Consider the following 11665-nt stretch of genomic DNA (forward strand, 5'->3'; position numbering starts at 1 on the left):
CCGGGCTGGAACGGCTTTTTCTATACTGTACGCCAACAGAAAGGCACCACACATGAACGGAACGATGATCCAGCTTTTTCATTGGTACTCCCCCGCCGACGGCACGTATTGGAACTGGGTGCGCGAACAGGCACCCTTCCTCGCGTCGCTCGGCATCACCGCCGCCTGGCTGCCGCCGGCCTGCAAGGCCACCGATGGCGCCAACTCGGTAGGCTACGATGTGTACGATCTCTACGACCTCGGCGAGTTTGACCAGAAAGGCTCGGTGCGTACCCGCTACGGCACGCGCGACGAATATGCAGCCGCCGTGAAAGCCCTCCAGGAGCAGGGCATCCAGGCCATCGCCGACATCGTGCTCAACCACCTGGGGGGCGGCGATGAAACCGAAACCGTAATGGCCATCCCCGTCGACCCCGAGCACCGGATCACCCCCGTTGGCGAGCCGCGCGAGATCGAAGCCTACACCCTTTTTAAATACCCGGCGCGTGGTGGCAAGTACTCCGAATTCGTGTGGACGCACCAGTGCTTCAGCGGTGTCGACTGGGATGCACGCACCGGCGAAACCGGCATCTACAGCATCCTCCAGGAATGGGGCGACGACTGGGAAGAGATGATTTCCGACGAAAAAGGCAACTACGATTACCTGATGTTCAACGACGTGGAGTTTCGCAATCCCGCGGTGCGCGAGGAACTGTACCGCTGGGGCCGCTGGTACCACCACGCCATCGGCTTCGACGGTGTGCGGCTTGACGCGGTGAAGCACATCTCCCCGCGCTTCTACAACGAGTGGCTCGACCGCCTTCGCGCCGACGCCGACAACACTCTTTTCGCCGTGGGTGAATACTGGGCACCCGGCAACCTTGAGCTGCTGCTCCGCTACCTCGAGGCCACCGGCGACCGTATGAGCCTCTTCGACTCGGCCCTGCACCACCGCCTGCACGAAGCCAGCAAGAGCGGCAACGCCTACAACCTCGCGGGCATCCTCAACGACTCGCTGATGAAGGCGCGTCCCGACAAAGCCGTAACCGTGGTGGAGAACCACGACACGCAGCCGCTGCAGGCGCTCGAGGCGCCCGTGGAGCCCTGGTTCAAGCCGCTTGCCTACGCGCTGATCTTACTGCGCGAAGAAGGCTATCCCTGCATCTTCGCGCCCGACCTCTGGGGCGCCTCCTATAAAGACACGGGCCGCGACGGGGCCGAGCACGAGATTTTCCTGCCGAAGATCGAGGCGCTGCCCAAACTGCTGCAGGCCCGCCGCGACCATGCCTGGGGCCTCCAGCGCGAATGGTTCGATCATCCCAACTGCGTGGGCTGGACCCGCGGGGGCGACGAGCAGCACAGCGGTTGCGCGGTGGTGCTCTCCAACGGCGACACCGGCTTCAAGCATATGGAGATCGGCGCCCGCTACGCCGGCCAAACCTTCCGCGACCTGCTGGGCCACCACGACGGTGCAGTGGTGATCGATGAGGCCGGCTGGGCGGAATTCCCGGTGAGTGCGGGGTCGGTGAGTGTGTGGGTGGCGTAAAGCCTTGAAGACGGAAGAGCAAACGTTCGATTATCGGCAGTGCTGTTGGCAGCGCATTGACCCAAAGGGGCAACGGTCCGATCGTCGAATGCGAGGATGATTAGTAGCTATAACCGTTGGTAGCGCATTGCGACAAAGAGACAACAGATCAATCGTCTGGTGCAACAACAGTTGCGGCTACACCTGTTGGTAGCGCATTGCCCCGGAGGGGCAACGGCTTTATAGCCCCGGGCGTCAGCCCGGGGTAACGAGCGATATACAGAAAACCGCGCCCCGGAGGGGCGCCGCAAATCGCAATAAGGGTTGCCGTAATACCTCGGGCTATCCGTCCTTCGGCTCCGTAAACAAATATTCCGGTTTCCATTCGATGCCGGCGGCATCCAATATCCCGGTGATTTCATTACGGAAACTCTGTCGCTTGTGATGCTCCCGCTGCCGGCCGATATAACCTGCCACACGGCCAACGATATCGGGGCTGACGCTTATGGCCGCATATCCTTCCTGCCATGCAAAGGGCCGTTCGGTAAATCCCTCCCGGTTGATCCATACGGTACAATTGGATTTCCAGTCCCGCATCAGGTCGGGTAAGGGATCGGAGGGCCAATGGCCGAGCAGCAGGTGAAGGTGGTCTTCTATTGAATTGATGGCAATAACCTTATGGCGGCGGCCTTCGAGCGCGCTGATGCTGTATTGGTGAAGGCGCGGGCGCCACGTATCCAGGATGAGGGCACGGCGGTATTCAACGGCGAATACGATGTGCAGGTAAATCTGTTTGTACGACATGGATGCAAACTGCAAAACGAGGACGTAGTGGCCATGTGGTGAGATACAGGAACGGATGTTATTTTTCCCGTTGGGTATAGGTGTTTTTATCACCCGGTTTGCGATGCAAACCACCCCGGCCAGCGGCGCCCCTCCGGGGCGCTTTGCTACCAACAATTCTCAGCCAACCAATTAGCGCGTCCCCCCTCTGTAAGCAACCGGAGGCCCTCGTTTACTGTCCCGTTAGGCCTGGTTTTATTACAGACCCCGACACGAATTTTACCATGAGCAACACCACACCCGGCGGGCTCCAGGATCCCCGCGAAAAATACCCCAAGCCGCCTTTTAAAGAACAATCACAACCCTGGCCGGGACTTGCCTCGAAGATGGACCCCAGGCCCGACCACGGCGAGGAAAGCTATAAAGGATCGGGGCGCCTTGCCGGCCGCAAGGCCCTCATCACCGGTGGCGACTCGGGCATGGGACGCGCCGCCGCCATCGCCTATGCCCGCGAAGGCGCCGACGTGGCCATCAACTACCACCCCGACGAAGAGCCCGATGCCCGCGAGGTGATCACCCTCATCGAAAAAGAAGGCCGCAAGGCCGTGGCCCTGCCCGCCGACATCCGCACCGAAGAAGCCTGCACCCGCCTCGTGGCCGACGCACTCCAGGCCCTCGACGGGCTCGACATCCTCGTGAGCAACGCCGCGTACCAGCAAACGAAAGAATCCATCCTCGACGTCTCCTCGGAGCAGTTCGACCGCACGATGAAAACCAATATCTACGCGCCCTTCTGGATCATCAAAGCCGCGCTGCCGCACCTGGAGCCCGGCTCGGTCATCATCGCCACCACCTCGGAGCAGGCCCTGCAGCCCTCCGCCGAGCTTTACGACTACGCACAAACGAAAGCCGCCACCAGCAACTTCGTGTACTCACTGGCAAAGCAGCTGGCCGGAAAAGGCATCCGTGTCAACGGCGTGGCACCGGGCCCGATCTGGACACCCCTGCAGGTCAGCGGCGGCGCTACGATGGAAAAACTGAAAGAGTTCGGCGGACAAACACCATTGAAGCGCCCCGGCCAACCTGCCGAGCTCGCCTCCATCTATGTGCAACTCGCGGCCAACGACGCCTCCTACACAACCGGGCAGGTATATGGGGCCATGGGCGGCGGCGGCTTGCCGTAAGGCGCAAGGCCTTGGGTGATACAAATACGGGTAAAGAATGAAGCTGGAATACTTCCCTTGAAGATTCTGACTGTGCGGCCAGGGCAACGCATTTAAGACATTCCCGTCGAAGACGCCCTGCGGCTGCGCAGCGCCAGGCGCCGGTTCAGCTCGCCCTGCATGCTGGTCAGCGCTTCCGCCACCTGCAGCACCCACTTCAGGGCGCTGCCCTTGCTGCGCAGCAACTGGTATTCTTCGGTGCTGGCCCGGATGGCCTCGCGCAGCTCGTTGTCGGTAAAGCTTTGATACATGGCGAATGGTGTTAGTAGGTTTCTCTTACCCTACCTAAGGCAAAGCCTGTGCCGTATCTGCCTTTTTAAAGCCAGGCCCCCTAAAAATGCCGGTCGACCCGTTGGAAATACCCTACCTTGTCCCCGCCTCCCCACGATCATCCTTAACCACAAGCTCCCGCAATGGGAAAACTCGTCTTTCACTTATATGTGGCCGGCCGCTCACCCCGCAACGAGCAGTTGCTTTCCCTTTTCCGGGAGGCCTGCACCGGTGCGCTCGGAAACCGCCCCTATAGTGTGGAGCTTGTCGACCTGGGCAAAGACCCCGGCCTCGGCGAAGAGCGCAAGATCCTCGCACTCCCCACCATCGCCCGTGTAACGCCGGGTCCGGAAAAGCGCATCATCGGCAACCTCAACGCCGAAGGCGCCGCCAGGGCCGTAGAATTTTTAACCGAAGACATCCCCCTGCCATGACCAGAAAAACCGTCAAAGCACCGGCCCGCAGGCCGGCGCCTCTTCATAAAGTACCCACGGGCATCGACGGCTTCGACGAAATCGCCTACGGCGGCCTCCCCCGCGGCCGCGCCACCCTCCTCTCCGGCTCTTCGGGCAGCGGCAAGACCATTTTCGCCACGCAGTTTCTCTATGAAGGCGCACTGGCCGGCGAGCCCGGCGTATTCGTCACCTTCGAAGAGGTGGCCACCGACCTGAAGCGCAACGTCCGCTCCTTCGGTTGGGACATCGAAGCCCTGGAGAAAAAAGAGCTCTGGCGTTATGTAGACGCCTCCACGCCTTTTGAAAACGACACCCGCATCCTCGGCGACTACAACCTTGAAGGCCTCACCCTGCGCGTGCTCGACGTGGTACGCACCATCGGCGCCAGGCGCGTGGTGCTCGACTCCATCGGCTCACTCTTTCACTACCTGCAGGATCCCAACACGATCCGCCACGAGCTGCACAAGCTGCTCACCCAGCTGAAGAAAAAAAACCTCGCTATTATCCTTACTTCCGAACGCCTCGAAGAGTACGGCAACGTATCGCGCTTTGGGGTGGAAGAATACCTCGCCGACAACGTGCTCATCCTGCGCAACGTGCTGGAAAGCGAGAAGCGCCGCCGCACCATCGAGATCCTCAAGTACCGCGGCTCGGCGCACAGCGCCGGCGAGCAGCCCTTCGTCATCCACGCCGAAAGCGGCCTCCGCGTCATCCCGCTCACCCGCCTCGCGCTTACGCAACAGTCTTCCGAAGCACGCGTTTCCTCCGGCAATGCCCCGCTCGACGCCATGTGCGGCGGCGGCTTTTTCAAAGACTCCATCGTATTGGTATCAGGCGCTACCGGAACCGGCAAGACGCTCATGGTCACCGAGTTCATCAAGGGTGGCTACGAGTCGGGCGAGCGCGTGCTCTTCCTGGCTTACGAGGAAAGCCGCGCGCAGCTGGGCCGCAATGCCGCCGGCTGGGGCGTCGACTTCGGTAAGATGGAACGTTCGGGCCGCCTGCACATCGAAGTGCTTTACCCCGAGACGATGCCCCTCGAAGAGCACCTGGTACACATCCAGGGTCTCGTTGAAAAATACAAGCCCGCCCGCTTCGCGCTCGATTCGCTCTCGGCCATCGAGCGTGGCTCTTCAAAAAAGAATTTCCGGGAGTTCCTCATCGCGCTTACTTCCTTCCTCAAGAAGAAAGAGATCATGGCCATCTTCACCTCCACCAGCGCCAACATCATCGGCGGCACCTCGGTTACCGACAGCCATATCTCCACGATCACCGACACCATCATCCTGCTGCGCTATGCCGAGCTGCGCGGGCGCATCTACCGCGTGGTGACGGTGCTCAAGATGCGCGGCTCGCGCCACACCAAGAGCATTTATGAATTCGATATTGATAGCTCCGGCATGCATATTTCAGATTCCGAATTCAGCCGCATCAGCGGCATCCTCGGTGGCATGCCGATGCCTGCCGGTAACGAAAACGATGAGCAAGACTGACCCAGCATGACCGGCGCCGAAAACATATTGGAACATTTGCTGGACGCTGTGCTGGTGGTGGATGCCACCGACACGATCGTGTACGCCAACCGGGCGGCCGGTGAGCTGTTTCGCCGGCCGGCGGAAGCCTTGCTGGGCCAGCCTTTCGGACGCACCACCGAGCCGGGTGTCATCCAGGAGATTACCCTGTTGCGCAACGGCCGCATGCAAACCGCCGAGATGCTGGTGTCGGCCATTGAATGGAACGGCGCACCCGCCTCGTTGCTGGCACTCCGCGACGTCACGGCCGCACGCGCCGCGTCGGCCGAACTGGAACGGCAGCGCCATGAGCTCGAGCGCAGCAACGAAGAGAATGCCCGCTTCGCCTCCTTTGTATCGCACGACCTGCGGCAGCCGGTGCGCAAGATCATCTTCAACGCGGGGTTGCTGCTCGACGGCACCGGCATCGCCGACGGCGCGCGCAAGCGCGTGGAAGCCATCCAGGCCTCGGCCATCCGGATGCGCGGCCTTATCAACGGCATCGAGCAGATCTCCAATGTAGGTCACCAGCGCCCGCCCTTCGAGCCCGTTGACCTCAACAACGTACTGCGCGAGGTGCGCGCCGACCTGGAGTTATTGCTATTGGAAAAAGACGGCCGCCTCGAGTCCGACACGCTCCCGGTGATCGACGCGGTGCCCGGCGAAATGTACCAGCTGCTTCTCAACCTGGTGGGCAATGCCCTCAAGTACAGCCGCCCCGATGTGGCACCCGTGGTGCGCGTGCACGAAGTAGCGGGCGCCGGCGCCGACTGGTGCTGCATCGCCTGCAGCGACAACGGCATGGGCTTCCCCGAAAGCGTCGGCCCGCGGCTCTTCCAGCCCTTCGAGCGGCACCACCGCGAAGGCATCGAAGGCATGGGCGTGGGCCTGGCGCTTTGCCAGAAGATCGTAGACGCCCACGGCGGCACCATCCGTGCCGAAGGCACCGAGGGCGCCGGCGCCACCTTTACCTTCTGCCTCCCGCGCCGCCAGGAAACACCCCACCACGATCCTTCCTCCGGCAACCGCCACCGCTGACAGCGGCACTACTCTTCCCATCTTTTCCGAAGCACGTTTTTGGCACGATCTTGTGATTAATGTGGATACGGGGCACCCTTAACCATACGGAACCGCCCCGAGGCTAACCTGTGAAAACGAAACACGTGCGGCTTGATGGTTCAGCCGCTTCAGCAATGAACGTCGAGGCCCCCATTTCGGGGGCCTTTTCGTTTGATGCGCACAACCGGAATCAAAAGGCCGATGCCTGATGTTAGAACAGCGCAGCATCTGCCGCCTGCAACCTCTTCTCTTCACTTCGATATTCGCTATTCCTTGTTCGATATTCGATATTCAACTCCCCGCTCCTCCGGAAAGGGGCCAGGGGGTGAGGTCAGGCCCTGTTTTTGCGCCCTTTCTTACGCACTCAAAAAACACCATGGCTACACAATCCTCCAGGAAATACGCACTCATCACCGGCGGCACCAGCGACATCGGCTACGAGCTGGCGCGTCTCTTTGCCAAAGACGGCTACAACCTCATCATCGTGGCCCGCACCATCAGCGACCTGTACAAGCGCGCCCACGCTCTCGAAGAAGACTTCGGCGTCAACGTGTTGTCCGTTGCCAAAGACCTCTTCCAGCCCAACGCCCCCTTTGAGCTTTACGAGGATATCAAAGGCCGCGGCCTCGTTATCGACGCCCTCGTAAATGACGCCGGCCAAGTCCAGTACGGCCTCTTCGCCGAAAGCAACATCCACCGCCAGCTCGATATCATCCAGCTCAACGTGTCGGCCCTCACCGCGCTCACCTACCTCTTTCTCCAGGGTATGATCGCCCGCAACTCGGGCAAGATCCTCAACCTCGCCTCCATCGCCTCGCAGATGCCCGCCCCCCGGCTGGCCGTATACCACGCCACCAAGGCCTACGTGCGCTCCTTCACCGAGGCCCTCCGCTTCGAGCTCGCCGACACCGCCATCCACGTCACCGCCCTGCAGCCCGGCGCCACCGAAACCGATTTCTTCAACAAGGCCGACACGAACGACTCCCGGATCCTCGACGGCGGCCTCTCCGATCCCGCACAGGTAGCCGCCGACGGCTACCGGGCCCTCCTCGCCGACAAAGACAAAGGAATCTCCGGCGCCAAAAACAAGCTGATGGCCGGCATCGGCAATATCCTCCCCGAAGACAGGGTAGCCGACCAGATGAAGAAAATGCAGGAACCGAAACAGGATGGCTGATGGCGGATGGCGGATGTCTGATGTCTGATTTGGCTGACGCGCGCTATCGGCTGACGCACGTTGGTAGGACGCGAAGCGATCGCGCAGCGGTCATTGCGAGCGTAGCGAAGCAAACTCCCTGACCTTAAGACTGGTCGGCGCCTGAGGAGACTTCAATACGCAAAGTCTCCGCCGACGAACACCATGCGTAACGCCGGAGTTTGCTGCGCTCCGCTCGCAATGACGGGCTAACGCCCGTCGCTTCGCCACCTACCAACAACACCCAACTTCTCCGCTGCTTGCAGCCGCTCTCGCTCTCTCGGTTATAGAACATCGTGAGACCTATAAGACAATCTCCAAAAAACGTTAATCGGAGAACGAGCCTTTGTGAACTCTGCGAAACGCTCCGTGCCCTCTGCGAGAAATTTCCTCTGCGAGAAATCTTCCCCTGCCAGGAAAAACCCTGGGGGCAACCCGTACTACTTCAACACCCCTTCACCACTCTCCTTCTCCCGCCCATCGCCCTCCGGGCGCCGGTCCGTCAATGCCAGCGGCAGCGACACCACGAACAGCGCTCCTTCTCCCGGCATGCCCTGCGCGGAGATGTGCCCGCCATGCCGCTGCACGATCTTGCGGCACAGCGCCAGGCCGAGGCCCGTGCCTTCGTAGCGGTCTTTGGAATGCAGGCGGGTAAAGGTTTCGAAGATGTGCTCGGCGTAGTCGGGCTCGAAGCCGATGCCGTTGTCGCGCACCTCGATGCGCGTCCAGCCGGGCAGGCGGTCGGGGTGCCGGCTGATGTCGATGCGGGGCGCCACGCCTTCGCGGGTAAACTTCAGCGCGTTGTTCACCAGGTTGTAAAAGAGCTGGTACAGCAGCACCGGCGAGCCCTCCAGCACCGGCAGGCGGCCGCATACCACGGTGGCGCCTTTCTGCCGGATGGGCACCTCCAGGTCTTCGAGTATGGAGGCCAGCAGCTCGTTGAGCGGCACCGGCTGCCATTCGGGTTCCGAGGCGGTGATGGTCGAATACGAAAGCACCCCGTTGATCATCGTCAGCATGCGGTCGGTGGCGCTCTTGATGCGCTGCAGGTAGCCCTTGCTGCGCTCCGACAGGTGGTTGTCGGCGTCTTCGGACAACATGCTCGTAAAGGTCTTCACCTTGCGCACCGGCTCTTTGAGGTCGTGCGAGGTAACGTGGGCAAACTGCTGCAGGTCTTCGTTGGAGCGTTGCAGTTCGCTGGTGCGCTCGCGCACCAGCGACTCCAGCAGGGTGGCCGTCTCGCGCCGCTCGGTAACGTCAATGGCGATGCCCGAGAAGCCCGACAGGGTGCCATCGCTGGCATAGCGCGGGCCTACCGTAAACTGGAACCAGCGGTAGATGCCGTCGTGGCGCCGCAGGCGCAGCTCGTGGGTCACCGTTTCCTGGCGCGCCACGGCGCCGTTGTAGACGGCGATGGCCTCCGCCACGTCGTCGGGGTGGGCGGCAACGCGCCAGCCCTTGTCGTGCGACTCGGTAGCGGAAAGCCCCGTGTAGTTCAGCCAGAATTTATTCCAGTAGGTGGCGTTGTCGGGCGCCGTCATGAACACGATCACGGGCACCTGGTCGGCGAGGGTGCGGAACAGCTCCTCGCTTTTTTCCACGGCGGCGGCCATCTGGCGGAAGTGCTCCCAATAGGCCTCGAGTTGAGCTTTGGCGCGCATCTCTTCGGCCTCCCGGTCTTCGGTGTAGGCCAGGAAGGCGGTGAGGGTGGTGGCCAGCAGCCCGTAGAAGGCGCGGTAGGCTTCGTTGAGCGTGAGGCGCGGCGACACGCCCGCCACGGCAAAGGCGGCGGGGCCGGAGTAGCCGGGCGGCGTGATGGGCAGGATGAAGGCCCGCTGCGGCAGCTCGGGGTAGGGCCCCACGGGTACCGCGCCGAGTCGGTCGCCGATCATCACCTCGAAAGGCCCGCCGCTTTTCAGGGCCATTTCGAAGGGCCAGTCGGCCCCATCGGCCACCGTGGGCGGCACGTTGTGGCTGATGTGGTCTTCGTTGAAGCCGGCATGCGACACCAGCTCCACGCCATTGTCGCGGGTGCGGTAAAGGAGCAGGAAGGGCAGATCGAGGTCGAAGGGCGCCAGGGTGGCAGCAGCCAGCTGCAGGGCACCCTGTACCGTGCGGGCCTCGCCGTTGCGGCTGGCGAGGGCCACCAGGGCGCGGCGACGGCGGATGGAAAGCACCTTGGCCGTTTGCCCGGCCACGGTCATGAAGATGCCCGCCACGTGGTGCTGCTCGTCGTGCACCGGGCTGAACGAAAAGTTGAAGAACGACTCCTCGTAGTAGCCGTTGTGGTCGAAGAGCACCGGCTGATTTTCCACGCAGGACCCTTCGCCGTGCGCGGCCCGGTTGAAGGCGGCGCGGATGGCCGGCCACCCCGGCGGGTGGCTGCGCCGGAAGTCGAGGCCCAGGATGTGCGGATGGCGGCTGCCGCACAGCATGCGGTAGCTGTCGTTGTACAGCAGGATGCGGTGCGGGCCCCAGGCCAGGGCCATCGGCTCGTTGGAAGGCAACATAAGGGCAAGCGCGCTGCATAGGTTTTCGGGCCAGTCATCAAGAGGGCCGAGGGCCGTTTTCGACCAGTCGCGGACCGCGATGGCGCGCCCCATTTCGCCGCCTTCAGACAGGAAGGCTGGCCGTGCAGTCGGAGGTAGTTGGCGTTTCATAGTCAGCTTAAGGAGGTTTCTCAAAAATGAGATGCGGGTGTTGCCCATAAGTTACGACAAAGCCTTCTGCCTTTGCATGGCTGGGGTTTAAAAAAAGGGAGGGCGGAGGTGGGCGATCGGATGAGCGCGGGATGGAAAAACTGAAGGCAGATTACATGAGTACAGGAGCAAATGATTACATGAGCCGGGGAGGGAATGGCTGATGTCTGATGTGGGATGTCTGATTTGTTTGTAGATGAAAAGATCTCCAGCTTAAATCCGACATCCGGAGTATGCTCAATAAAGTGTGTCAATTTAAAACTGATTAAATTGATATACGATGGAAAAGAAATCATTTGATTTTGATGCTTTTGTAAAGGAGGCTGGTGAGCAGCTTCGCTCCGGCAAGCCTTTAGTTGGAGCGGAAGGTGTTTTTACGCCGCTTTTAAAGCGCGTTATTGAAGCTTCTTTAGAAGGTGAGATGGACGAGCACCTTAAGGAGAAGAAAAGGCCGGGCGGCAACCGGCGCAACGGCCACACACAAAAAAATATACAAAGCTCGTTGGGCGGCTTTGATATTTTTTCTCCCCGCGACCGCGACGCCTCCTTCGAGCCACAGACAGTGGCCAAGCGTCAGCGGGTCATCTCCGAGGATATGGACCAGAAGATCCTGAGCCTGTATGGCATGGGCCTGTCTTATTCAGACATTCAGAAGCACCTGAAGGAGATTTATGACTTCGACATCTCGGATGGCACGCTGACGGCCATTACCGACCGGATCATCCCGGCGATCAAGGAGTGGCAGAACCGGGTACTGGAGAGCGTTTACCCGGTGGTGTGGCTCGATGCCATCCACTTCAAAGTCCGACAGGACGGCGTTGTCAAGACCCGCGCCATCTACTCCATACTGGCCGTTTCCACAGAGGGGCAAAAGGAAGTGATCGGTATTTACTTCGGTGAAAATGAAGGCGCTGCCTTCTGGCGCTCGGTGCTCGCCGACCTGAGACACCGGGGTGTCCAGGACAT

The 11665-nt window shown here is 61.1% G+C and carries 10 protein-coding genes; 7 read left to right on the forward strand and 3 right to left on the reverse strand.

All coding sequences use genetic code 11. The features are described 5' to 3' along the window. The first annotated feature begins 52 nt into the window (after positions 1 to 52). Positions 53 to 1525 (forward strand): alpha-amylase, encoded by a 1473-nt coding sequence (locus EPD60_RS07135; RefSeq protein ID WP_131448307.1) that lies wholly within the window; start codon positions 53 to 55, stop codon positions 1523 to 1525. Between the two features lie 321 nt (positions 1526 to 1846). On the opposite strand, the gene EPD60_RS07140 is transcribed toward EPD60_RS07135, so the two are convergent. Beyond that, positions 1847 to 2308 carry a transposase gene (locus tag EPD60_RS07140; protein WP_131448309.1) on the reverse strand — a complete coding sequence of 154 codons (462 nt, stop codon included), beginning with the start codon at positions 2306 to 2308 and terminating at the stop codon, positions 1847 to 1849. Between the two features lie 263 nt (positions 2309 to 2571). On the opposite strand from EPD60_RS07140, the gene EPD60_RS07145 reads away from it, so the two are divergent. Further along, positions 2572 to 3471 (forward strand): SDR family oxidoreductase, encoded by a 900-nt coding sequence (locus EPD60_RS07145; RefSeq protein WP_131448311.1) that lies wholly within the window; start codon positions 2572 to 2574, stop codon positions 3469 to 3471. A 92-nt stretch (positions 3472 to 3563) separates the two neighbouring features. Here the strand turns inward: EPD60_RS07145 and EPD60_RS07150 are convergent, their stop codons facing one another. After that, positions 3564 to 3761, reverse strand: a complete 198-nt coding sequence (locus EPD60_RS07150) for a hypothetical protein (RefSeq protein ID WP_131448313.1) — start codon at positions 3759 to 3761, stop codon at positions 3564 to 3566. A 162-nt stretch (positions 3762 to 3923) separates the two neighbouring features. Here EPD60_RS07150 and EPD60_RS07155 point away from each other — a divergent pair, with 162 nt between their 5' ends. The 4 genes from EPD60_RS07155 to EPD60_RS07170 all read left to right on the forward strand — a co-directional run bounded on the left by EPD60_RS07155 (position 3924) and on the right by EPD60_RS07170 (position 7982). Next, the gene (locus EPD60_RS07155; protein WP_131448315.1) at positions 3924 to 4214 is read left to right on the forward strand and encodes a circadian clock KaiB family protein; all 291 of its coding nucleotides are present in this window, start codon (positions 3924 to 3926) and stop codon (positions 4212 to 4214) included. Continuing rightward, positions 4211 to 5728 (forward strand): circadian clock protein KaiC, encoded by a 1518-nt coding sequence (kaiC, locus tag EPD60_RS07160; RefSeq protein ID WP_131448317.1) that lies wholly within the window; start codon positions 4211 to 4213, stop codon positions 5726 to 5728. Before EPD60_RS07155 ends, kaiC begins: the two co-directional genes overlap by 4 nt. 27 nt (positions 5729 to 5755) lie before the next feature. After that, the gene (locus EPD60_RS07165) at positions 5756 to 6784 is read left to right on the forward strand and encodes an ATP-binding protein (protein WP_165871453.1); all 1029 of its coding nucleotides are present in this window, start codon (positions 5756 to 5758) and stop codon (positions 6782 to 6784) included. 397 nt (positions 6785 to 7181) lie between these two features. Further along, positions 7182 to 7982, forward strand: a complete 801-nt coding sequence (locus EPD60_RS07170) for an SDR family NAD(P)-dependent oxidoreductase (RefSeq protein WP_131448321.1) — start codon at positions 7182 to 7184, stop codon at positions 7980 to 7982. Positions 7983 to 8440: 458 nt separating this feature from the next. Here the strand turns inward: EPD60_RS07170 and EPD60_RS07175 are convergent, their stop codons facing one another. Then, positions 8441 to 10660, reverse strand: a complete 2220-nt coding sequence (locus EPD60_RS07175) for a sensor histidine kinase (protein WP_165871454.1) — start codon at positions 10658 to 10660, stop codon at positions 8441 to 8443. Positions 10661 to 10979: 319 nt separating this feature from the next. Here EPD60_RS07175 and EPD60_RS07180 point away from each other — a divergent pair. Next, the coding region (locus EPD60_RS07180; protein ID WP_207896557.1) for an IS256 family transposase at positions 10980 to 11665 on the forward strand (686 nt) is incomplete at its 3' end.

Origin of the sequence: Flaviaestuariibacter flavus (genome assembly GCF_004337505.1) — a bacterium.
GTDB classification, from domain to species: domain Bacteria; phylum Bacteroidota; class Bacteroidia; order Chitinophagales; family Chitinophagaceae; genus Flavisolibacter; species Flavisolibacter flavus.